Origin of the sequence: Streptomyces sp. NPDC005408, from assembly GCF_040606445.1 — a bacterium.
In the GTDB taxonomy this organism is placed as follows: domain Bacteria; phylum Actinomycetota; class Actinomycetes; order Streptomycetales; family Streptomycetaceae; genus Streptomyces.
This window is the reverse complement of the sequence record NZ_JBEXEX010000004.1, coordinates 20,136-42,340: the sequence shown is the minus strand read 5'-3', so window position 1 is coordinate 42,340 and position 22,205 is coordinate 20,136. Positions and strand designations below refer to the sequence as shown.

The window sequence follows — 22,205 nt, the reverse complement described above, 5'->3', positions numbered from 1 at the left end:
CGCTTTCCTGCTGCTCATGTCAGACGTTCCCCGATCCTGCCAGGTATCGCATCGCCCGGTGAAGTCCGGGCGCCAAAGGGTGCCAAAGGGCCCCGCCTCACGCGAAGGTGAGACGGGGCCCGGTGCCAAGCGTCAGAACCGCCGTCGGTCAGAAGCGAGGTGGTCAGAAGCGACGCGTGATCAGCGCGCGCTTCACTTCCTGGATCGCCTTGGTGACCTCGATACCGCGCGGGCAGGCGTCCGTGCAGTTGAACGTCGTGCGGCAACGCCACACGCCGTCCTTGTCGTTGAGGATCTCCAGGCGCTGCTCCCCGGCCTCGTCACGCGAGTCGAAGATGAAGCGGTGCGCGTTGACGATCGCCGCCGGGCCGAAGTACTGGCCGTCGTTCCAGAACACCGGGCACGAGGACGTGCACGCGGCGCACAGGATGCACTTGGTGGTGTCGTCGAAGCGCTCGCGGTCCTCGGCGGTCTGCAGACGCTCACGCGTCGGCTCGTTGCCGGACGTGATCAGGAAGGGCATCACATCGCGGTACGCCTGGAAGAACGGCTCCATGTCCACGACCAGGTCCTTGAGGACCGTCAGGCCCTTGATGGCCTCGACCGTGATCGGCTTGTCCGGGTTGAGGTCCTTGATCAGCGTCTTGCAGGCGAGCCTGTTCCTGCCGTTGATCCGCATCGCGTCGGAGCCGCAGATGCCGTGCGCGCAGGAGCGCCGGAAGGTGAGCGTGCCGTCGACGTCCCACTTGATCTTGTGGAGACCGTCGAGCACACGCTCCTTCGGGTCGATCTCGATCTGGAAGTCCTGCCACTGGGCCTCGTCGGAGACCTCGGGGTTGAAGCGGCGGATCCGGAAGGTGACCGTGATGTACGGGGAGGCCGCAGCCTCCGCCTCGACCTTGTCCAGAGTCGGGGTAGCCATCAGTACTTACGCTCCATCGGCTGGTAGCGGGTCTGGACGACCGGCTTGTAGTCGAGCCGGATCGACTCGACGCCGTCGTCGCCCACCTCGCGGTACGCCATGGTGTGGCGCATGAAGTTGACGTCGTCGCGGTTCGGGAAGTCCTCGCGGTAGTGACCGCCGCGGGATTCCTTGCGGGCCAGCGCCGAGACGGCCATGACCTCGGCCAGGTCGAGCAGGTTGCCCAGCTCGACGGCCTCGAGCAGGTCCGTGTTGAAGCGCTTGCCCTTGTCCTGGATGGACACGTTCTTGTAGCGGTCGCGCAGCTCGCCGATCTTCTCGACTGCGGTCTTGATCGTCTGCTCGGTGCGGAAGACCATGACATTGGCGTCCATGGTCTCCTGCAGCTCGCGGCGGATGTCCGCGACCCGCTCCTTGCCCGTGGAGCTGCGCAGCCGCTCGACCTGCTCCTCGACCAGCGAGGCCGGGTTCTCGGGAAGCTCGACGTGGTCGTGCTTCGCGGAGTACTCGGCGGCGGCGATACCGGCGCGCTTGCCGAACACGTTGATGTCGAGCAGCGAGTTGGTGCCCAGGCGGTTGGCGCCGTGCACCGAGACGCAGGCGACCTCACCGGCGGCGTACAGACCCGGGACGACGGTGGTGTTGTCCCGAAGGACCTCACCCTGGACGTTGGTCGGGATGCCGCCCATGGCGTAGTGCGCGGTCGGCTGGATCGGGATCGGGTCCGTGTAGGGCTCGATGCCGAGGTACGTACGCGCGAACTCGGTGATGTCCGGGAGCTTCGCGTCCAGCTGCTCCGGCGGCAGGTGGGTGAGGTCCAGGTAGACGTGGTCGCCCTCGGGACCGCAGCCGCGGCCCTCGCGGATCTCCGTGTAGATGGAGCGCGAGACGACGTCACGCGAGGCGAGGTCCTTCATGACTGGCGCGTACTTCTCCATGAAGCGCTCGCCGTCCTTGTTGCGAAGGATGCCGCCCTCGCCGCGGGCGCCCTCGGTGAGGAGGATGCCCATGCGCCAGATGCCCGTCGGGTGGAACTGGAAGAACTCCATGTCCTCCAGCGGCAGCCCGCGCCGGTAGCAGGCGGCCTGCCCGTCACCGGTCAGCGTGTGCGCGTTGGAAGTCACCTTGAAGAACTTGCCGGTGCCGCCAGAGGCGTAGATGACGGCCTTCGCCTGGAAGATGTGGATCTCGCCGGTGGCCAGCTCGAAGGCGACCACGCCCGCCGACTTCTTGACGCCGTCGACCTCGGTGATCAGCTGGTCCAGGACGTAGAACTCGTTGAAGAACTCCACGCCCTCCTTGACGCAGTTCTGGTACAGCGTCTGGAGGATCATGTGGCCGGTGCGGTCCGCGGCGTAGCAGGACCGGCGGACCGGCGCCTCGCCGTGGTTGCGCGAGTGGCCGCCGAAGCGGCGCTGGTCGATGGTGCCGTTCGGGGTGCGGTTGAACGGCAGGCCCATCTTCTCGAGGTCCAGGACCGCGTCGATGGCCTCCTTCGCCAGGATCTCGGCGGCGTCCTGGTCGACCAGGTAGTCACCGCCCTTGACCGTGTCGAAGGTGTGCCACTCCCAGTTGTCCTCCTCCACATTGGCGAGCGCGGCGGCCATGCCGCCCTGCGCGGCGCCCGTGTGGGAGCGAGTGGGGTAGAGCTTCGTCAGTACGGCGGTACGGCTGCGCTTGGTCGACTCGATGGCCGCGCGCATGCCGGCGCCGCCCGCTCCGACGATGACGGTGTCGTACTTGTGGATCTTCATTGGTCTCGTCAGCCCCGGCTTTAGCGGATGTTCGGGTCGAAGGTGAAGATCACCAGCGTGCCCAGAAGGATGGTGAACACCGTGGCGGTGTACAGCAGGCCCTTGAGCCACAGGCGCGTGTTGGCGCGCTCGGCGTAGTCATTGATGACGGTACGCAGGCCATTGGCGCCGTGCAGCATCGCGAGCCACAGCATCAGCAGATCCCAGACCTGCCAGAACGGGGACGCCCAGCGGCCGGCCACGAAGGCGAAGCCGATCTTGGAGACGCCGCCGTCCAGCACCAGCTGGATCAGCAGGTGGCCGAGGACCAGGACGACCAGGACGACGCCGGACAGGCGCATGAAGAGCCATGCGGCCATCTCGAAGTTGCCGCGGGTGGCCTTCGGGGTCTTGCCGGTGCGCTTGCGCGGGGCCTCGATGTACGGGGCCGGGTTGTCGGCGTCGTACAGGCTCGCGCCCTCGACGGGGCCGACGGAGGAGGTGGTGTCAGCGGACATGTCTGGCGTCAGCTCCCGAACAGTTCACGGACGGCGTGGCCGAGCACCGGGTAAAGGGCACCCACCATCAGCACGAACCAGATGGCCACAACGCTCCAGAGCATCTGCTTCTGGTAGCGCGGGCCCTTGGACCAGAAGTCCACGGCGATGACACGCAGGCCGTTGAGCGCGTGGAAGAGAATTGCGGCCACCAGGCCGTATTCGAGCAGCGCGACGATCGGCGTCTTGTACGTGGCAACGACATCGTCATAGGCCTCGGGCGAGACGCGGACGAGAGCGGTGTCCAGCACGTGTACGAACAGGAAGAAGAAGATGAGGACGCCGGTGACTCGATGAGCCACCCAGGACCACATTCCTTCCCGGCCGCGGTACAGCGTTCCAGCCGGCACGGAAGAACCCTCCGGGAGCGGGGATTGGGGCCATGCCGGCTTCTCTGTCGGTCTGGCCCGGCCGGGTACGGTCCACCGGCCCTGGCCATCGTAGCGACGAGTTGTCGGTTCGCTCGCCCGGGGTCCATAGGTGTGATCAAACAGGCAATCAAACAGCCTCGGACGGGCTATCGGGAAGCCCCTGCCACGTCTGATTCCGGATGGTTGGCCACTACATGCGCCAGTCGGGAGCGGGCGAGGCCGCGCAGCTGCTCGGCGGAGACGGCCCGCTCCTCGTCCGGTTCGTGACCGAGCCGGGCGCGGATACCGGCCAGGACCTGGTCCAGGTACTCCTCGGGGCGGTGTCCGTCGAGGCAGATCACGAAGGCGTGGCCGAAGCGGCTCTCGTACGCGGCGTGGGCGGCGGCCAGCGCGGTGTGAGCGGCCTGGGGCGCGCCCGGGTGCAGACCTGCGGAGTACTCATCGGCGAGGGCCTCGGCGAGGTCGGCGGGGCGGAGGTCGTAACTGGCCTCGTCGGCGGCGGCGAGAAGGGCGTCGAGATCGGGGTAGGGGCGGTGGGCGACCAGCCGTTGGGCCCAGCGGATGCTGCCGCAGCAGGCGAGAAGGGTCGTTTCGGCAACGTCGGCGGCTGAGGTGTTGAAGCGCTCCAGACCGGGTTCACCGTCGCGCTGGCCGGGCAGCTGCGGGGAGAGCGTGGCAGGTATGGCCGAAGGGGCGAGTGTGCGCTGAGTGTGGTGGAGTGTCGGCGGTCGCTTCGGGAGGCCGGCGTGGGATTCGCTGGACAGCGTGGGCTCCTCGAAAAGGACAGCGGGACGACTGGGAAGCCTGTGATGGATGAGTCGTAACGCTATCGGCGGCTGCCGGAAGCTGTCCGACGGATGCGCGATTTTCACCCGGACGGGAGAGTTTCGGCTCATGTGATGGACGATGGTGGGGGTGCTTCGCCGTAGTTACGCCACATATGGGAGGTATCCGAGTGATACGGCACTTTGGGCGCGCCCGGTTCACCGGGGCGTTCCTCGCCGCGGCAGCGGCCTTCTCGATGACGCTGACCGGCTGCTCGAGCGACGAACCCGCCACCACGGGTGGCCAGGCGCGCAGCGGCTCCAAGGCCCCCGCCGCCGCGAGCCCGTCACCCACGCCGTCGCCCTCCCGGACGTACCCCCTCTCCAAGGCGCCCGCCACCATCCCCTCCGTACGCACGCACGAGGCGGCCCGGGGGCCGGGCTGGAGGCCCGGGCCCGGTGGTGGAGTCGTCGTCGCCAAGGGAAGCGAAGCGCTCGCCGACGAGGGCAAGCTGCTCGCCGACGAGCTGAAGCTCGGCTACCGCGGCGCGGTGGCCGCCCGTGCGGGCGACGTCGAGCTGGCTCTCGGGGCAGCGGGTGAGCCCGCGTCGTACACCGCCCTCACCACCGGCGGCCGGGTCAGAATCACCGGTCCCGACGAGGCAGGGGTCTTCTACGGGACCCGCACGCTCAAGCAGGCGGTGAAGTCCGGCGGCGCGATGCCCGAGGGCGTCATACGCGACCGGCCCGACCGGCCGCAGCGCGGGCTGATGGTCGACATCGCGCGCAAGCACTTCTCCGCCGCCTGGATCGAGGACCGGCTGCGCGAGATGGCAGACATCAAGCTCAATCAGCTCGGCCTGCACTTCTCCGACGACCAGGGCTTCCGTATCGAGTCCGACTCGCACCCCGAGATCGTCTCGCGCGAGCACCTGACCAAGGCCGAGGTCCGGCGGATCATCGACCTGGCCGCGCGGCTGCACATCACGGTCATCCCCGAGATCGACTCCCCGGGGCATCTGGGCGCCGTGCTGGCCGCGCATCCCCAGCTCCAGCTGCGGGACGCCGCGGGCAGCCCCGTGCGCGGGGCGATCGACATCGGGCAGCCCGCGTCGGCCCAGATCGTGGACGAGCTGCTGAAGGAGTACGCGGAACTGTTCCCCGGCGCGTACTGGCATCTCGGCGGTGACGAGTACCAGGCGCTGACCAGGAAGAACCCGGAGGCGTCCTTCCCGCAGCTGGCGGCGATCGCCCGCCAGGACTTCGGGCCCCAGGCGCGGGTCCAGGACCTCGCGACCGCATGGGTGAACGACCGGGCGGCGGTGGTGCGCCCCCTGGGCAGCAAGCTCAAGGCCTGGAACGACGGCTTCTTCCGGGGCGGTGTGGTCAACGCGGACAAGGACCTCGAAGTCGAGTACTGGACGGGCAAGGAGATCGGGGCGCGGCCGCCGCTGGAGTATCTGCAGGAGGGCCGACGGCTGGTCAACGTCAACGACGAGTACCTGTACTACGTGCTCGGCCAGCCGCAGACCTTCGTCTATCCGACGGGCCGCCGGATCTACGAGCAGTGGACGCCGTTCGTGATCCGTGGCACCCAGCCGGTGCCACGGAAGTACTCGTCCCAGATCCTTGGCGGCCGGTTCGCCGTCTGGTGCGACCTCTCCAACTCTCAGACCCAGGCGCAGGTGGCGCGCGGCATCGCGATGCCGCTGCGGGCGACGGCCCAGAAACTGTGGGACCCGCGCACGCCCGCCAGGAGCTGGCAGCAGTTCGAGCTGCTGGCCGGGAAGCTGAGCTGAACTGCGGGTTCGCTGAACTGCGAGTTCATGGTGGACGGCACCTTCCCCTGAGACATATCTTCCGCGGGCGGCCGCACACTGTGCGGCCCGATCTCCGCGACGCCTCTGGGGAGGGGCGTCTTCGCACCCGTGGGGGGCTGCTCAGCCATGCTCTGCTCGAAATGCCGGACCGATGAGGCGGCGAACGCTGAAGGACTCTGCGCGGCCTGCTCGGTCCCCGCGGTCGACATCACACCGCCCGCCCTGCAGCCACGGGGTGTTCTGTGCTCTCCGGTAGGCAGTTCGTACGCCGTCGTGGCGCTGCTCTGCCTCGTCATCGCGACCGACACCTTCTCCGTCGTGGCCGCGGTCGGTCTGAGGAACCTGGCTAGCACGGCCCACACGGACATGGACCTGGAGCGGGCCACGTCGGTGACGGACGCCGCGGGAACCATTCAGGGGATCGCGCAGCTCGCCACCGTGGTCGCCTTCCTCGTCTGGTTCCAGCGGGTACGGGACAACGCAGGTGTCTTCGCGCCGGATCTCCAGCGGCGCGGCCCGGGCTGGGCGACCGGAGGCTGGTTCGTCCCGTTCGGGAATCTCTACATCCCGCGCGCGATCACCGCCGACATCTGGGCGGCGAGCCGGCTGGACCCGTACGGAACGGGGAAGCAGGAGCCGCAGACTGTCGTCAACGCCTGGTGGATCGCGTGGCTCGCCTCGAATCTGATCAATCCGGTCGCGGGCAGACAGTACGACTCGGCCGACACTCCGGACGCCTACGAGGCGGGGGCGTACGCCTTCGTCCTCGGTGGCCTCGTCGACATCGTGGCCGCGCTGCTGGCGATCGTCGTCGTCCGCAGGCTGACGCGCATGCAGTGCGTCAAGGCGGCGCGCAGGGCGGAACGGATCGCGGAACAGGTTGCGGAACGGATTGCGAAGTAGGTCCCGGGAGCAGGTCACGGTGTGAGCCCGCCCGGGGGTGCGCGGGCTCATACCGCGGGTCTTGAGCCGCGGCGATCCCAACAGGACGCTCTGCAGGCCGAGTTCCAGGTGGCCAGAATGTAACAGAGGTGTGGCGTATATGTGTGCGATCGGCATGCGAAAGGTGTTCCGGATCAGGCCGCCGAGACGCTGGCGGCCGGAGCACCGAAGGGAGTACTTTTCGCCAAGCGGCCCGCGGCCTGACGGGGGACCTTTCTTCCGATTCCTGGAAGGATCTGGATTCCCGGCCGGCGCAGTGACGCATTCGAGCCACGGGGCGCAGTAAGAGGAAGTACTGCGTCCGCGATGGGAGGCGTCCGTGGCGTCGAAGAGCCTGAGGGAATTGATCGCACAGGCGGATGAGCGAGGCCTGGCTGCGAGCGGGCTCGCCTGCCTGGACCGCTGTCTGCCGCTGCTCGCGTCCGAGGCCGACGCGCTGCGTCCGCTGTGGGCCGGTCTGGTGGACGGCGAGGAGGACTGGTCAGGCCGCCTCGCCGAGGCCAGGGCGACCATGGAGGACACCGCCGTCGAGGACGAAGCGGCCGCGCTCGTACGTCAGATGCTCGGCGCCGCTCCCTCGGAGTGGGAGGCGGACCCGCTGCGGGAGTGGGCGGACGACTGCTCCGTCGCCGCGCTCGAACTCCACAACCGACTCGACGCGGGCTCCGGGGACGACGAGCCCGCCGCAGCCGATGTCGTCGACGTGCTCAAGCGCTGCCGCGAGGGCGAGCCGGACGGGGCGGGACCGCTCGTCGCCGGTGAACTGCGCCGTCAGATCCAGATACTGGAGATCCTGGCGGACGCACAGGGCGGCGTCGGGCTGCGCCAGGCGCTGGATGTGTCGACCGAGGGCCAGCGGGTGCTGCGCGCGGTCGTCTCACGCCGGGCACGCGTCAAGCGCTGACGCGTCGGAATCGAGGACGCGCCCGGGTCAGTGCCGGCCGGCGGGCAGTTCGCCGGTGCAGGTGGCGCGTCCGTAGCTGCCGGACGCGGTGGCGAGTTGTACGTGCTTGCCGCGGAAGGCGGGCGAGCAGCTGGCCTGGCCGCCCTTGGTGCCGAGGACGACGGCGATGGTCGGCGCCTTGGCTGGACGGCGACGATCGTCCGGCACCGGGCCCTGGACCATCTGCGCAGGCAGAAGCGTTGTCCGCGCACCTCCTTACTGGAACAGGACGTGCTGGAACTTCCGGACGGACAGGACACGGCTGCCGCCGCGCTGGAGTCGATCTCCACCGGGAGGGCTCTCGAGTTGATCGGCAGTCTGCCGCGCGAGCAGGCGGAGGCTGTACGGGCGTACTGCGAGCGACTGTTGGCGGGTGAGATGCACGACATCCAGCCGAGCCCTTCGGACGCAGAACCCCGCGAACGGGAAGCCCGCGGAGAAGCCCGGGAAGCCGGGGCGGCAGGACGACGGGGCAGCATCCGGCGGGGGCGGTGGGGGGAGATCCCCGCGGCTCGGCCCCGTTGACCGGCGGTTCTGGAGGTGGAAGGACGACCGGGGCCGCCACCCCCCACAGGAGAGGCCCCGGTCGTCGTTCGCCAGGGCCGCAGAGCGGCCCCGTACTTCTCTCAGCGCCGAGCGTGCGTTTTCTGTCACACCCCGCTGTGCCAGCATGTTGTTGCGGGTTGTACAAAATGTGGACGCGGCCCGGTGGGAGGACGTAGCGTGCTCATTCGCGCAGGGTGGCGCGGCAGTGATGACCAGCTGCGATTCAGGACAGGTATGGGGTAGTGCTGGGGGACGACGCGGAGTTGACCGCCGCGGTGCTCGCGGCACAGGACGGGGACGAAGACGCCTTCCGGACTGTGTACCGCGCCGTGCACCCGCGGCTGCTCGGCTATGTACGCACCCTGGTCGGCGATCCTGACGCCGAGGACGTCGCCTCCGAGGCCTGGCTCCAGATAGCCCGCGACCTCGACCGGTTCAGCGGCGACGCCGACCGTTTCCGCGGCTGGGCTGCGCGGATCGCCCGTAACCGCGCCCTCGACCACATACGCATGCGCGGCCGCCGCCCCGCCGTCGGCGGCGACGAGACCGAACTGACGGGCAAGCCCGCCGAGTCGGACACCGCCGACCAGGCCATGGAGGCGCTCGCCACCGGCAGCACCATGGCTCTCATCGCGCAGCTGCCGCAGGACCAGGCCGAGGCCGTCGTACTGCGCGTCGTCGTCGGCCTCGACGCGAAGAGCGCGGCCAAGACACTGGGCAAGCGGCCCGGAGCGGTACGGACCGCGGCGCACCGCGGGCTGAAGCGGCTCGCCGAACTGCTGGGCGCGGACGGCGCGGATTTCGCTGACTTCGTGGACAACCCGGACTATGCGGACAGTTCGGACGGCGCGCCGCGCGGAAACTTCGGCGCGGACGACGACGCGGAGCGCCTGGGCCAGGGCACGGCGGCCGACGAGCAGGGTGCGGATCTGAACGGCGTACCGCCGCAGCGCGGCCCGCGGCCGGGCGTGTCGGCGCCCGCCGGTGTGACGGATTCACGCCTGCGGACGCAGAAGGACATGTGATGGCCGACGAGCGGTACGAGTGGCTTGACAGGGAAGCGGCGGAGCGCTTGCTGCGCGGCGAACCGGTCGAGGCCGCAGACGAACACGCCCGTATCCAGGCCGCACGACTCTCCCGCGCACTGTACGAGGCAGCCGCGGCCGAGCGCCACGACTACGCCCGTGACGGCGAAATGCGCGGTGAGGCGGCCGCCTTGGCTGCCTTCCGCAAAGCCAGGGCGGACGCTGCGGCGCCCGCGGGCGACATCATCGGGACCGTACGGCTGGCTTCCTCGCGACGCCCCGCACGCGCCGATCGGGGCGCGCGCTTCGGCCGCCCCGTGCGCTTCGGGCTGGTCGCCGCGGTGGCCGGCTGCGCGCTCGGCGGCGTCGCCGTCGCCGCGACCACGGGCTTCCTGCCCAGCCCCTTCGGCGGCGATCCGCTGCCCGCGTCCTCCGTCTCGGCGGCCGCGTCCCCGGACCCTCTGCTCTCCGAGTCGCCCACCGGCGGGGGAGCGGTGGCGCCTCCGCACACCTCGGGCTCGCCCAGCACACCGCCGGTCTCGCCCCCGGCGAGCGGCGCGAGCAAGCACCCGGACCCCGCAGCCGGTGGCGCCAACGGCGACCCCGGTAAGAAGGGCGACGACGACAAGTCCCGCAAGCGGCGCGAAGAGTGGTTCCGCAAGACGGTCGATGCCTGCCGCGACTACCGCAGCGGCCACATCGCTCCGGACCGCAAGAAGCGGCTGGAGGCCGCGGCCAAGGGGGCAGGCCGCGTCGAGCGGTTCTGCGACCGCCTGCTGAGCGGCGACACCCAGGGCAGCGGATCCGACAGCGGCGAGAGCGGCAGTGGCAGCGGCGGCGGTGACAGTGACGACAGTGACGGTGGCGGCTCAGGCGGGGCAAGATTCCCCGGCGGTGACCACTTGGGCACGGCCTCTCTGCCGCCCGTCGCGTGGACGCCCCTGCCTGCCGAGCCCGCGCCGCTGCCGTCCGAAAGTGCTCCCCTGCCCTCGGCCAGCAGCACCGTGAACGCGCTCTGACCTGCGGTTTATTGTCCGCATCGAGTTTCGGACCCGCCAGGTGTGACGTTTTTCGAGCCACTGGCGCAGTACAGAGTGAGCCGACTGGTCATCGGCTGCGCCCGAGCCGGGGTTCCCCCCGTACCTACGACTCGGCGCAAATGGCGCGGGCGGGACACGTTCCCCCGGTCCCGCCCGCGCCCCTAACTTCTCGACCACTTCTCGCCACTTCTCGGCCGGCCGTCCACGGCTCACCAGTAGATGACGACCTTGTCGCCGCTGTGGACCTGGTTGAAGAGCGAGGCGATCGCTCCCTTGTCCCGGACGTTGACGCAGCCGTGCGAGGCGCCGTTGTAGCCGCGGGCCGCGAAGTCCGCGGAGTAGTGCACCGCCTGGCCGCCGCTGAAGAACATCGCGTACGGCATGGACGTGTGGTAGATCGTCGAGACGTGGTCCCTGGACTTCTGGAACACGCTGAACGTGCCCTCGCGGGTCGGCGTGTACTGAGAGCCGAAGCGCACGTCCATCGTCGACTGCACCTTGCCGTTGATCACCCAGGAGAGCGTGCGGTTGGTCTTGCTGATGCACATCACCCGGCCCGTCATACAGCGCGGGTCCAGCTTCGCCGACGGCTTGTTGACCGTCCTGCCCGCCAGCTCGTCGCGCGTCGGCTTCTTCGTCATACCGAGCAGCCGCTGCCAGGTCACGGTGTCCGTGTCACCGGATGTCGGCAGCCCCCGCTTGCCCTGGAAGCCCTTGACCGAGGCGACCGTCACCGAACCGTAGGTGCCGGTCGGGGCGTCGTCGAACCAGCCGATCTGGGCCAGCCTGGCCTGCAGTTCGCGCACCTGCTCGCTCTTGGTGCCCCTCGCCATCAGTACCTCGGGCTTCGAGGACGCGGACTCACTCGGCTTCTCGCTCGGCTTGCCCGACGGTGTGGCCGGATCCGACGCGGACGGCGTCCCTGTGGCGTCCGTCGCGGGTGCCGAGCTCCTCCCCCTCGAGTCGGCCGGAGTCGCGGCCTGGGCCGTGCAGCCCGCGGTCACGGCAAGCACCGCGGCTGCGGCGAGTGTTCTGCGTATGACGATTTTCCGAAGCATTTCGCCCCCCGTTGTCTCTTGTGCCTCATGAGACAGATTCCCGCCCTGCCCGGTTGCGCAATCCCGCGCATTATGGGGAAGAGGCTGTGGGGACAGGCTGTGAGCAAGGTCCCAGCGCGTGGCTCTCCACCCGTCGAAGGCCCGCCGCTACAGTCCGTCGCGAGGGTCGGTTACCAACGAGTAGCTTCAGCGGAGGCACAGACATGGCGCGCGAGTCCGAGTCGGGACTGCCCATCGAACCGGTCTACGGACCGGACGCTCTGGAGGGCTGGGATCCTGCCGAGAAGCTGGGCGAGCCCGGCTCGTACCCCTTCACCCGCGGTGTGTATCCGTCGATGTACACCGGCCGTCCGTGGACGATGCGCCAGTACGCGGGCTTCGGCACCGCCGTCGAGTCCAACGCCCGCTACAAGCAGCTGATCGCCAACGGCACGATGGGCCTCTCGGTCGCCTTCGACCTGCCCACCCAGATGGGGCACGACAGCGATGCGCCGATCGCGCACGGCGAGGTCGGCAAGGTCGGTGTCGCCATCGACTCGATCGACGACATGCGTGTCCTGTTCGGCGGGATTCCGCTGGACAAGGTCTCCACCTCGATGACGATCAACGCCCCCGCCGCGCTGCTCCTGCTGCTGTACCAGCTCGTCGGCGAGGAGCAGGGAGTCTCCGCGGACAAGCTCACCGGCACCATCCAGAACGATGTGCTCAAGGAGTACATCGCCCGCGGCACCTACATCTTCCCGCCCAAGCCCTCGCTGCGGCTCATCGCCGACATCTTCAAGTACTGCAGGGCCGAGATCCCGAAGTGGAACACCATCTCGATCTCCGGCTACCACATGGCGGAGGCCGGGGCCTCGCCCGCGCAGGAGATCGCCTTCACGCTCGCGGACGGCATCGAGTACGTCCGTACGGCCGTGGCCGCCGGCATGGACGTCGACGACTTCGCGCCGCGCCTGTCCTTCTTCTTCGTCGCCCGTACGACGATCCTGGAGGAGGTCGCCAAGTTCCGTGCCGCGCGCCGCATCTGGGCCCGCGTGATGCGTGAGGAGTTCGGGGCCAAGAACCCCAAGTCGCTGATGCTGCGCTTCCACACCCAGACGGCCGGGGTGCAGCTGACGGCTCAGCAGCCCGAGGTGAACCTGGTGCGCGTCGCCGTCCAGGGCCTCGCGGCGGTCCTCGGCGGCACCCAGTCGCTGCACACCAACTCCTTCGACGAGGCGATCGCGCTGCCGACGGACAAGTCGGCCAGGCTCGCCCTGCGGACGCAGCAGGTCCTCGCGTACGAGACCGATGTGACCGCGACCGTGGACCCCTTCGCGGGTTCGTACGTCATCGAGGAGATGACGGACGACGTCGAGGAGGCGGCGCTGGCGCTGATGCGGCGGGTGGAGGACCTGGGCGGTGCGGTCACCGCGATCGAGCACGGCTTCCAGAAGAACGAGATCGAGCGAAGCGCCTACCGCATCGCGCAGCAGACCGACAGCGGCGAACGGGTCGTCGTCGGCGTCAACCGCTACACGCTGGACGCGGAGGAGCCGTACGAGCCGCTGCGGGTCGACCCGGCGATCGAGGCGCAGCAGGCGGAGCGCCTGGCGAAGCTGCGGGCCGAGCGCGATCAGGCAGCCGTCGACGCGGCGCTCGCGGAACTGAGGAAGGCCGCCGAGGGCACGGACAATGTGCTGTACCCGATGAAGGACGCGCTCAGGGCGCGGGCAACGGTGGGCGAGGTGTGCGACGCGCTGCGGGCGGTGTGGGGGACGTACGTCCCGACCGACGCCTTCTGACCGGGCCGATCGGGCTGATCAGGTTTCCGCCGGCTGATCGGGTTTCCGCCATACGAAACACAAAGACGGAGTGTCGTACCCATGTGCGACACTCCGTCTCATGCTGGGTGTTACCGATCTTCCGACTTATCTCGCAGGCCTTGTCCTGATCGTTCTGCTGCCGGGGCCGAACTCGCTGTACGTGCTCTCGGTCGCCGCACGCCGTGGTGTGCGTACGGGCTACAAGGCCGCCGCCGGTGTGTGGTGCGGCGACACCGTGCTGATGGTGCTGTCCGCGGCGGGCGTCGCCTCGCTGCTCCAGGGAAATGCCGTGCTCTTCGGGATCGTGAAGTTCGCGGGCGCCGGGTATCTGACCTGGCTGGCGATCGGGATGCTGCGGGCGGCGTGGTCGATGTGGCGCACCCGGCGTGAGCTGACGCTCGAGCAGGCGGCTCCCTCGGACTCGCCCGCCGCCGAGCGGCCGTTCCGCCGGGCGTTCGTGATCAGCCTGTTCAACCCGAAGGCGATCCTCTTCTTCATCGCCTTCTTCGTGCAGTTCGTCGATCCCGGATACGCCTATCCGGCGCTGTCCTTCGTGGTGCTCGGCGTCTTCGCGCAGCTGGCCAGCTTCCTCTATCTGACCCTGCTGATCTTCACCGGCACCCATCTGGCGGCCGCCTTCCACCGCCGCAAGCGCCTGTCGGCGGGGGCGACGTCGGCGGCCGGTGCGCTGTTCCTCGGCTTCGCGGTGAAGCTCTCGCTCAGCAGCACCTGAGCAGATACTCGGCCAGGCCGCCGGCGTCCTCGCCCGCCCAGCCGACATAGCCGTCGGGCCTGATCAGGAAGAGGCCCTTGCCGTACGGCTCGTACGCCTCGATCCGGTGCACGTGCACCTGTGAGGGCACCAACTCACCCTCCAGCGGCGGCAGTCCGGCGTCCGTGCCGACCGCGAGCAGGGTGAAGTGCGGGCCGCGGAAGAGATCGAAGAGCCGTCGCCCGCCGGGCAGCGGGCCGTCCGGGGCACGGTCGCCCGCCTCCAGTTCGCCCGCTGCGCCCAAGGCGAGCGGGCCGCCGCGGTAGCCGAGGCCCAGCTGCATGGTGGCCGCGCCGCGCTGTTCCTCGCCGCGGTGGATACGGGTCGAGAGGCCGAGCATCTGCGCGGCGACCGGCAGCCGTTCCTGCTCATAGGTGTCGAGCAGTGACTCGGGCGCGCCGTGGCGCAGTACCTGGCCGAGCTTCCAGCCGAGGTTGTACGCGTCCTGGACGCTGGTGTTGAGGCCCTGTCCGCCCGCGGGGGAGTGGATGTGGGCCGCGTCGCCCGCCAGGAACACCCGCCCTTCGCGGAAGCGCTCGGCCATGGCCGCGCGCGGCCGGAAGTCCGATGCCCACAGCACCTCGGTGACCTCGTCGGCGGTCAGATGGGTGCGGGCGGTGACCAGGGCTCGTACGCCGCCGGGTGAGATGTCCGGCTCGCCCTCGGTGAACTGGCCGACGAGCTGGAAGTCGTCCGTGCCGGGCAGCGGGCAGATGGCGAGACAGCCGGCGCCCTCACCGGGGAAGACGTGCCAGTTGAGCCGGTCCAGCGAGGGAATGCGGACATCGGCGACCAGCATCGGCGCCGGGTCGACGTCCTCGCCGGTCATCGCGATGCCGAGCGCCCGGCGTACCGCGCTGCGGCCGCCGTCGGCCGCGACCGCGTAGGCGGCGCGGACCGTCCCGGTCGACAGTTCGGCGCTCACGCCGTCGGCGTCCTGGGTGATTCCCGTCAGGGCGGTACCGAAGGCGCCGCTGCCGCCGAGCTCCGTCAGGCGAGTGTGGAGGATCTTCTGGGTGCGCCACTGCGGGAGCAGCCACGGCTCGCCGTACGGCTCGGTGTCCGTGGGCCCGGGGCGCTCGAACATGTCGCGCTCGCCCTGCCGGGTGCCGTTCTGCCAGACCGTCCCGACCGGGGCGGTTCCGCCCGCGGCGAGCACCGCGTCCACCACGCCCAGGTCGTCGAGGACCTCCATGGTGCGCGGCTGGATGCCCTTGCCGCGCGAGCCGGGGAAGAGGGCGTCCGACTGCTCGGCGACGAGGGTGTGCACGCCGCGGCGCGCCAGATCACAGGCGAGGGCGAGTCCGGTTGGCCCGGCCCCGACGATCAGTACGCCTGGCGACGGGCGCGGAAGGGTACGACCTGGCGGCCCGCGCCGAGCGGCTGTCGGAGTATCCGCTCGCGACGGCGGCGGGCGAGGAAATGTTCCGCGGCCACGACGAGGGCTTCGAGGCGGGGCTGGCCGCGGTGGTGGCGGGGGTGGGGGCGGTGCTGCGGGGCTGACGGGTGGCGCCTGGGGCGGGCTTTGTCCCCGTCCCTTCCCGAACCGGGGCTCCGCCCCGGGCCCCGGTACGACCGGCCGCTGCGGTTCGCCCGCGAAGCCACCTACCGGGCAGAAACCACCAACGCCCCCTGGCCCACGCTCACCACGACCCCGGTGACTGGCCCCGCCGGCGATTGAGGCGCTGGGGTCCGGGGCAGAGCCCCGGCGGAAGGCCCGCGGTCATCCGCGACCCCGGTGACTGGCCCCGCCGGCGATTGAGGCGCTGGGGTCCGGGGGCGGAGCCCCCGGGGGAACCTCAGCCCAGCGCAACCCGCTTCAGGCGGCGCGCCCTTCGCACCACCCGCCGCACCGCCGCGTTCCGCGGCACCGGGATACCGCCCGGCAGCCCCAGCACCGTCAGCCTGCGCCGCTTGAAGTAGCGCAGGGTGCGCGAGTCCAGGTGGCGGCCGAGGTACGCCACCGCCGCCGCCCGCAGATCCGGCCGCACCTGCGGCTGCATCGCGAAGCCGACCGCGCTGAGCAGGCCCGTCAACGTCTCGTCCGCCTCCTTGGGCGCCCCCGACTCGCCCTGCGCCAGGTCCGGGAGCAGCGCGTCGACGATCGTCACCGGGATCCGGTTGCTGTTCTGGTACGGCGTGAGCCGGTCGAGCAGCGGCTCCGTGCCGATCCTGGCGACGGGGATGCCGTAGAAGGTGCTCGCCGTGAAGAGCGCGGTCGAGAAACAGCCCGCCACCAGGGCGGGCCGCAGCTGACGGTAGAGCGCCTCGGCGATCAGCGGCCTGTCCAGGATGGTCAGTTCCGCCTCGAGCGCCTCCGCCTCGCGCTCCAGCGCGCGCGTCCAGGACGCGGGTGCGGTGGGGTGCGGTTTGAATACGATCCGCCGGTGGCCGAGAGCGACCGCGCCCCGCACCATCCGCACATGCAGGGCCTCTTCCTCCTCGTGCGTGATGATGCCGAGCGCCGCGAGATACTGGCCGAGCAGCAGGGCCGGACCGTCGCCCGCGTCCTCGACGGACGGCAGGTCCGTGACGGTGTCGGCGAGTTCGGCGACGACCTTGACGAAGGCCTCCGTGGGCACGACCTGCGGCTTCGCCCCGAACTCCGCGAGCAGCAGCGGCTTCAGGCCCGGTACGAGGTCCAGATGGAAGAGCGTGCGCACCCGCTCACCGACCAGCGGGTCGATCTTGTTGCGGGTGGGGCCGTAGCTCATCAGGCCGTCCGCGTACACGTCCAGCTTGGCGTCCGGGAAGAGCTGCGCGATCGCCAGCGCCGGGGTGACCTGGATGGACTCGACCGTCAGCTCGATCCGGTCGTCGCCGAGGTCCCACAGCATCCGCAGATACCGCTCCCACAGCGGGATGTCGTCCGGGCGCGGTGACCACCCGCCCGGATGGAAGGGGGCGATGGCATCGTTCCAGGACAGCACCCCGTCGAAGCGGCCGCGCAGCTGCTCGAAGCCGGGCATCGCATCGAGCGGGGGCGAAGTCTCCGGCGTCGTCGCGTTGTTGGCGACCAGGAGCAGGCGCCGGTCCGCGGTTGCGAAGCAGCCGCTGTCGATCGCAGCGGCCAGCGTGGCGGCCCCGTACAACGAGGACGCGTAGAAGATCTGGGTCGTACGCATCAGGCCGCGGCCTCCGTGGAGAGAGAGGGGCGGCGCCGCAGCCTGCGCAGCCTTGACGCACGTTCGGAGTCCATCGAGTCGAGGGCTTCCTTCAGAATGTCTTGCGGCATCCGCTTCAGCGCCGCCGCGCTCATCGCACGCAATTTCCGCGCCACTGCGGGTTCGAACCTCTCTACTGATCCCAGGTGGTGGGAAATAACGGCACAGTACGTTCGTACGGCTTTCGGGAGCAGCTGAGCGGAATCGGGATCCTTCGCCGTTTCTTCGAGCACCTGGTCGAATGCGCGGATGAAATCCAGCTGCCTAATGTCACCGATTTGTGTCAGGGATGATGCAACGCCGCGTCGGTAGAAGATCCCCAAGTGGCTGATCGCGGCGAAGGATTCCGCCTCGCGGTGCAGCCGCCAGATCCACGGCCGGTCCTCCGCGGTGCGCAGCCCGTCCGTGAAGTGCAGCAGACCGCGCTCCGCGAGCCGACGGTGGTACATCCCCGCCCATGCCATCGGGTAGTCGACGCCGGTGGACCGGTCCGCCGGCAGGATCGCGTCACGCGGCCGCAGTACCTCGCCGCGCCGGCCGACCGGGACGCGATGGACCGTGCGGGCCCTTGCCGTGCACTGGACGTGGTCGGTGCGGACGAAGTCGCAGCCGAGCTCCTCGATGGCCGTGAGCAGCGTCTCGTAGTGGCCGGGCGCCAGCCAGTCGTCGCCGTCCAGGAAGGTGAGGTACTCCCCGCTCGCGGCGTCGAGGCCGGTGTTCCGTGCGGTGGCGAGCCCGCCGTTCTGTTCATGTCTGAGCAGCCGGGCCCCCGGAACCTCGCGCTCCGCGCGCTCGAGGATCTCCGGCGTCCCGTCCGTCGAGCAGTCGTCGACAAGCAGGAATTCGAAGTCCTCGCGGGCGTTCGCCTGGAGGCTTCTGAGGGTGTCGGGCGCGTATGTCTGCACGTTGTAGAACGGCACGATGACGGAGAGCTTAACCACCCGCGTGAGGCTAGGTCGCCACCCGGCATTCGCCCTGACCCTGGGAGAGATGATGGGTGAACGAAGAATGGCGGAATGGTTAACCAGCTTGATTCCCGGGCTTTTTCGCCATCCGTCGACACGCTGTTAACCATCTGTTGCGGTCGAGTTGGGCCGTCAAACGGAATGCCTTTCTAACGTCCTCGGCGTGCCATCAAGTACCAGTGAGGCCGTACGGGTCGCCGTGCTCGCCGACTCCGACACCCGGTGGAAGTGGGGCGCGCTCACAGCGCGCCGTATCGCGCCGGAGGACGCAACAAACTCCGTCGAGCTGAGCGGCTTTCTGCTGCGCGGCCGGGCCACTCCCACGGCCCGCCAGCTCGCCGAGGTCAAAGTGAGCGCCGACGAGCTGCGCGAGGTCACCGGGAACGAGTTTCTGCAGGCGATACGGGACGGGCAGTACGACGTGGTCGTGCTCGCCCTCGTCGGCGGCGCGGTCCAGGCGATGCTCCACGGACTCGCCGCGCTGGACCTGACCGAGCGGCCCGTCGTCGTCACCGGCTATGTCGGCGTCGTATACGAAAAGCTCGCCGACGGCCTGCTGCTGCGGCACGGCGCGGATGTCGTCCTCGCCAACTCCCGGCACGACGCCGACCGTTTCCGCGCGGTGTACGAGGGCGTGGGCGCCGATGCCTCGTCCGTCACCGAGGCCGCGCTGCCCTTCCTCGGCGGCGCGCCCTACGAGGCACAGGACGGCCGCGACACTGTCGTCTTCGCAGCCCAGCCCTCCGTGCCCGAGTCCCGCGCCGACCGCACCTATCTTCTGCGCAGGCTCGTCGAGCACGCGAGGCTCCACCCGCACCGCGAGGTGCTGCTGAAGCTGCGCTCCAGGCCGGGCGAGCACACCACGCACCTCGAAGAGCTGCCGTACCAGAAACTCGCCGACAGGCTGCCCGGCGGGCTGCCGCCCAACTTCCGCCTGGTGTACGGGCACATGGGCGAGGTACTCGACCGCACCGACCTGCTGGTGACGGTGTCATCGACGGCCGCGCTGGAGTCCCTGCACCGGAGCGTCCCCACCGCGGTCCTCAGCGACCTGGGCGTGCGCGAGGCGCTCGGCAACCACCACTTCCTCGGCTCCGGGCTGCTGACCTCCTGGGACCAGCTCGACGGCGGCCACCGTCCGGCCCCCGACCAGGACTGGCTGGCGCGGCAGGGCGTCGCCGCCGACGGTGCGTACGACACGGCCTTCGACGCAGCCCGCAAGCGCGTAGCCGAGCTGCTCGAGCAGCCCGAACTCCCGCCGATCGCGCCGTACTACACCCCCGCCACCGCGCCCGGCTACCTGCCCGGCATCCTCGCCCGCCACCACCTGGCCCCCGACGGCACCCCGCTGCCGGGCGCGGCCCCCAGGGCAGAGATCAGCGGCGTACGGCGCGTGGTGCGCGACGCCGTACGGAACGCGGCGCGCGGCGCGTACCGCCACGGCGTGCAGCGCGTCGCCCCCGTCATCCGCCGGATGGGCGAGCTGTGACGGCCGCCCGCGCGAGCGCCACCTCTCAACTCCCGTACCCAGGAGCTCAGATGACCGTTCTTGCCGTCATTCCCGCCCGGGGCGGCTCCAAGGGCGTACCGGCCAAGAACCTGGCCCCCGTCGCCGGCGTGCCGCTCGTCGCCCGCGCGGTGCGCGAGAGCCTTGCCTCCCGCCTGGTCACCGATGTGGTGGTCTCCACGGACGACGCGGACATCGCGGCCGCAGCCCGCAACGCGGGCGCCGACGTGGTCCTGCGTCCCGCCGCGATCGCCGGGGACACCGCCACCAGCGAAGCCGCCGTGCTGCACGCCATGGACGCCCACGAGGCGATGCACGGCAGGCCGGTGGACGTGGTCCTGCTCGTCCAGTGCACCAGCCCCTTCCTCACCCGCGATGACGTCGAGGGCGTCGCGTCCGCGGTCATCGAGGGCGGCGCGGACAGCGCGGTCACCGTGGCCCCCTTCCACGGCTTCGTCTGGCGCGAGGACGAGAGCGACGTCGGCTCGGCAGCCATCGGCGCCCAGCGCGTCGGCGGCTCCACCGCGCTGCTCGTCGACACCTCCCGCGCCTCCGGATACGGCGTCAACCACGACGCGTCCTTCCGGCCGCGCCGCCAGGACCGGCCGCAGGACTTCCTGGAGACGGGGGCCGCGTACGCGATGTCCGCCACCGGCTTCCGGGATGCCGGGCACCGCTTCTTCGGCCGCACCGCGCTCGTACGCACCGACCCCGCGCGCGTCCTCGAAGTCGACGACCCGCACGACCTGGCCCGGGCCCGCGCGCTCGCACCGCTCCTCGACACCCCCGTGCAGCCCACGCGCGAGGATGTCGACGCCGTCGTCCTGGACTTCGACGGCACCCAGACCGACGACCGCGTCTGGATCGACGCGGACGGCCACGAGACGGTCGCCGTGCACCGCGGCGACGGCCTCGGTATCGCGCATCTGCGCAAGGCGGGTCTGCAACTGCTCATCCTGTCCACCGAGCAGAACCCGGTCGTCGCCGCCCGCGCCCGCAAGCTCGGGATCCCGGTCCTGCACGGCATCGACCGCAAGGACCTCGCACTCAAGCAGTGGTGCGAGGAGCACGGGATCGCCCCCGACCGAGTGCTCTACGCCGGCAACGACGTCAACGACCTTCCGTGCTTCAACCTCGTCGGCTGGCCCGTGGCCGTCGCGAGTGCGCACGGCTCCGTACGTGCCGCGGCGCGCGCCGTCACTTCCACGCGTGGCGGCGAGGGGGCGATCCGTGAGATCGCCTCCTGGCTCCTCGGCCCGACGCTCAACACCCCTGAGAGCACCCCCGACACCTCCCACACCCCTGCCACCTCCCACAACTCCCCCGAGAAGTAAGGAACGACCCCTCATGAGCACGTCCCGTCTGCGCACCCTCGGCACCAAGACCGCGGGCCCCGGTCACCCCGTCTACATCACGGGTGAGATCGGCATCAACCACAACGGCGACCTGCACAACGCCTTCGCGCTCATCGACGCCGCCGCCGACGCAGGCTGCGACGCGGTCAAGTTCCAGAAGCGCACCCCGGAGATCTGCACCCCGCGCGACCAGTGGGACATCGAGCGCGACACCCCCTGGGGCCGCATGACCTACATCGACTACCGCCACCGGGTGGAGTTCGGTGAGGACGAGTACCGCCAGATCGACGAGCACTGCAAGAAGCGCGGCATCGACTGGTTCGCATCCCCGTGGGACACCGAGGCCGTCGCCTTCCTGGAGAAGTTCGGCGTCCCCGCCCACAAGGTCGCCTCCGCCTCGCTCACCGACGACGAGCTGCTGCGCGCCCTGCGCGCCACCGGCAAGACGGTCATCCTCTCCACGGGCATGTCGACGCCGAAGCAGATCCGGCACGCGGTGGAGGTGCTCGGCAGCGACAACATCCTGCTCTGCCACGCCACTTCGACGTACCCGGCGAAGGCCGAGGAGCTCAACCTCCGCGTCATCAACACCCTGCAGGGCCAGTACCCGAACGTCCCGATCGGCTACTCCGGCCACGAGACCGGCCTGCAGACCACGCTCGCCGCGGTCGCCCTCGGCGCCGCGTTCGTCGAGCGCCACATCACCCTCGACCGCGCGATGTGGGGCTCCGACCAGGCGGCCTCCGTCGAGCCGGGCGGCCTGCAGCGCCTGGTCCGCGACATCCGCACCATCGAGACCGCGCTCGGCGACGGCGTCAAGAAGGTCTACGAGTCCGAGCTCGCCCCGATGAAGAAGCTGCGCCGGGTTGCGGGCGTCGTCGCCGAGACGGGCGACCGTGAGCCGGCCGCGGTCTGA

General features: G+C 70.0%; 21 protein-coding genes and 1 pseudogene. 12 read left to right on the top strand and 10 right to left on the bottom strand.

Going from position 1 to position 22,205, the window contains the following annotated elements; all coding sequences use genetic code 11:
• Positions 1-163: 163 nt before the first annotated feature.
• The 5 genes from ABZS64_RS05570 to ABZS64_RS05550 form a co-directional block, all read right to left on the bottom strand.
• On the bottom strand, positions 164-922 hold the full coding sequence (locus ABZS64_RS05570) for a succinate dehydrogenase iron-sulfur subunit (RefSeq protein ID WP_355823531.1): 759 nt from the start codon (positions 920-922) through the stop codon (positions 164-166).
• Complete coding sequence (gene sdhA / locus ABZS64_RS05565) at positions 922-2,676, bottom strand: succinate dehydrogenase flavoprotein subunit (RefSeq protein WP_355823528.1); 1,755 nt, start codon at positions 2,674-2,676, stop codon at positions 922-924. The genes ABZS64_RS05570 and sdhA overlap by 1 nt, the downstream gene beginning before the upstream one ends.
• 20 nt (positions 2,677-2,696) lie before the next feature.
• Complete coding sequence (locus ABZS64_RS05560) at positions 2,697-3,173, bottom strand: succinate dehydrogenase hydrophobic membrane anchor subunit (RefSeq protein WP_355823525.1); 477 nt, start codon at positions 3,171-3,173, stop codon at positions 2,697-2,699.
• An 8-nt stretch (positions 3,174-3,181) separates the two neighbouring features.
• Positions 3,182-3,562 carry a succinate dehydrogenase, cytochrome b556 subunit gene (gene sdhC / locus ABZS64_RS05555; RefSeq protein WP_355823522.1) on the bottom strand — a complete coding sequence of 127 codons (381 nt, stop codon included), beginning with the start codon at positions 3,560-3,562 and terminating at the stop codon, positions 3,182-3,184.
• 167 nt (positions 3,563-3,729) lie between these two features.
• Entirely contained in the window at positions 3,730-4,242 is a 513-nt protein-coding gene (locus tag ABZS64_RS05550) for a 2-oxo-4-hydroxy-4-carboxy-5-ureidoimidazoline decarboxylase (RefSeq protein ID WP_355824101.1), read from the bottom strand.
• 362 nt (positions 4,243-4,604) lie between these two features.
• Between ABZS64_RS05550 and ABZS64_RS05545 the strand changes: the two genes are divergently transcribed.
• The 3 genes from ABZS64_RS05545 to ABZS64_RS05535 all read left to right on the top strand — a co-directional run bounded on the left by ABZS64_RS05545 (position 4,605) and on the right by ABZS64_RS05535 (position 8,013).
• Positions 4,605-6,146 (top strand): glycoside hydrolase family 20 protein, encoded by a 1,542-nt coding sequence (locus ABZS64_RS05545; protein WP_355824099.1) that lies wholly within the window; start codon positions 4,605-4,607, stop codon positions 6,144-6,146.
• 294 nt (positions 6,147-6,440) lie between these two features.
• Entirely contained in the window at positions 6,441-7,070 is a 630-nt protein-coding gene (locus ABZS64_RS05540) for a DUF4328 domain-containing protein (RefSeq protein ID WP_355823520.1), read from the top strand.
• 358 nt (positions 7,071-7,428) lie between these two features.
• On the top strand, positions 7,429-8,013 hold the full coding sequence (locus ABZS64_RS05535; protein WP_355823518.1) for a hypothetical protein: 585 nt from the start codon (positions 7,429-7,431) through the stop codon (positions 8,011-8,013).
• Positions 8,014-8,040: 27 nt separating this feature from the next.
• Here the strand turns inward: ABZS64_RS05535 and ABZS64_RS05530 are convergent, their stop codons facing one another.
• Entirely contained in the window at positions 8,041-8,235 is a 195-nt protein-coding gene (locus ABZS64_RS05530; RefSeq protein ID WP_355824136.1) for a hypothetical protein, read from the bottom strand.
• Here ABZS64_RS05530 and ABZS64_RS05525 point away from each other — a divergent pair.
• The 3 genes and pseudogenes from ABZS64_RS05525 to ABZS64_RS05515 all read left to right on the top strand — a co-directional run.
• Positions 8,173-8,397: pseudogene (locus ABZS64_RS05525) on the top strand (RNA polymerase sigma factor); the annotation flags it as partial. The gene ABZS64_RS05530 and the pseudogene ABZS64_RS05525 sit on opposite strands and share 63 nt — an antisense overlap.
• A gap of 443 nt (positions 8,398-8,840) precedes the next feature.
• Positions 8,841-9,623, top strand: a complete 783-nt coding sequence (locus ABZS64_RS05520; protein WP_355823516.1) for an RNA polymerase sigma factor — start codon at positions 8,841-8,843, stop codon at positions 9,621-9,623.
• Positions 9,623-10,642 (top strand): hypothetical protein, encoded by a 1,020-nt coding sequence (locus tag ABZS64_RS05515; protein ID WP_355823514.1) that lies wholly within the window; start codon positions 9,623-9,625, stop codon positions 10,640-10,642. Before ABZS64_RS05520 ends, ABZS64_RS05515 begins: the two co-directional genes overlap by 1 nt.
• Before the next feature lie 230 nt (positions 10,643-10,872).
• On the opposite strand, the gene ABZS64_RS05510 is transcribed toward ABZS64_RS05515, so the two are convergent.
• Entirely contained in the window at positions 10,873-11,721 is an 849-nt protein-coding gene (locus ABZS64_RS05510; RefSeq protein WP_355823512.1) for a L,D-transpeptidase family protein, read from the bottom strand.
• A gap of 203 nt (positions 11,722-11,924) precedes the next feature.
• On the opposite strand from ABZS64_RS05510, the gene ABZS64_RS05505 reads away from it, so the two are divergent.
• Both ABZS64_RS05505 and leuE read left to right on the top strand, forming a co-directional pair.
• A complete protein-coding gene (locus ABZS64_RS05505) occupies positions 11,925-13,505 on the top strand; it encodes a methylmalonyl-CoA mutase family protein (protein ID WP_355823511.1) in 1,581 nt (526 codons plus the stop codon).
• Positions 13,506-13,605: 100 nt separating this feature from the next.
• Complete coding sequence (gene leuE / locus ABZS64_RS05500; RefSeq protein ID WP_355823510.1) at positions 13,606-14,259, top strand: leucine efflux protein LeuE; 654 nt, start codon at positions 13,606-13,608, stop codon at positions 14,257-14,259.
• Here leuE and ABZS64_RS05495 read toward each other — a convergent pair.
• Positions 14,246-15,628, bottom strand: coding sequence for an FAD-dependent monooxygenase (locus tag ABZS64_RS05495; protein WP_355824097.1), 1,383 nt, complete (start codon positions 15,626-15,628; stop codon positions 14,246-14,248). The two genes, leuE and ABZS64_RS05495, sit on opposite strands and share 14 nt — an antisense overlap.
• Between ABZS64_RS05495 and ABZS64_RS05490 the strand changes: the two genes are divergently transcribed.
• Positions 15,607-15,801 (top strand): hypothetical protein, encoded by a 195-nt coding sequence (locus tag ABZS64_RS05490; RefSeq protein WP_355823508.1) that lies wholly within the window; start codon positions 15,607-15,609, stop codon positions 15,799-15,801. The two genes, ABZS64_RS05495 and ABZS64_RS05490, sit on opposite strands and share 22 nt — an antisense overlap.
• Positions 15,802-16,097: 296 nt before the next feature.
• Here ABZS64_RS05490 and ABZS64_RS05485 read toward each other — a convergent pair whose 3' ends face one another.
• Both ABZS64_RS05485 and ABZS64_RS05480 read right to left on the bottom strand, forming a co-directional pair.
• The gene (locus tag ABZS64_RS05485; protein WP_355823506.1) at positions 16,098-17,423 is read right to left on the bottom strand and encodes a polysialyltransferase family glycosyltransferase; all 1,326 of its coding nucleotides are present in this window, start codon (positions 17,421-17,423) and stop codon (positions 16,098-16,100) included.
• Positions 17,423-18,403 (bottom strand): glycosyltransferase family 2 protein, encoded by a 981-nt coding sequence (locus tag ABZS64_RS05480; protein WP_355823503.1) that lies wholly within the window; start codon positions 18,401-18,403, stop codon positions 17,423-17,425. The genes ABZS64_RS05485 and ABZS64_RS05480 overlap by 1 nt, the downstream gene beginning before the upstream one ends.
• A 187-nt stretch (positions 18,404-18,590) precedes the next feature.
• Between ABZS64_RS05480 and ABZS64_RS05475 the strand changes: the two genes are divergently transcribed.
• From ABZS64_RS05475 to ABZS64_RS05465, 3 genes are read left to right on the top strand one after another with little or no spacing between them, the layout of a single operon-like run.
• Complete coding sequence (locus ABZS64_RS05475; RefSeq protein WP_355823500.1) at positions 18,591-19,916, top strand: DUF6716 putative glycosyltransferase; 1,326 nt, start codon at positions 18,591-18,593, stop codon at positions 19,914-19,916.
• A gap of 50 nt (positions 19,917-19,966) precedes the next feature.
• Positions 19,967-21,268 (top strand): N-acylneuraminate cytidylyltransferase, encoded by a 1,302-nt coding sequence (locus ABZS64_RS05470; protein ID WP_355823498.1) that lies wholly within the window; start codon positions 19,967-19,969, stop codon positions 21,266-21,268.
• Between the two features lie 13 nt (positions 21,269-21,281).
• Positions 21,282-22,205: an N-acetylneuraminate synthase family protein gene (locus ABZS64_RS05465; protein WP_355823495.1), complete on the top strand. Its 924-nt coding sequence runs from the start codon at positions 21,282-21,284 to the stop codon at positions 22,203-22,205.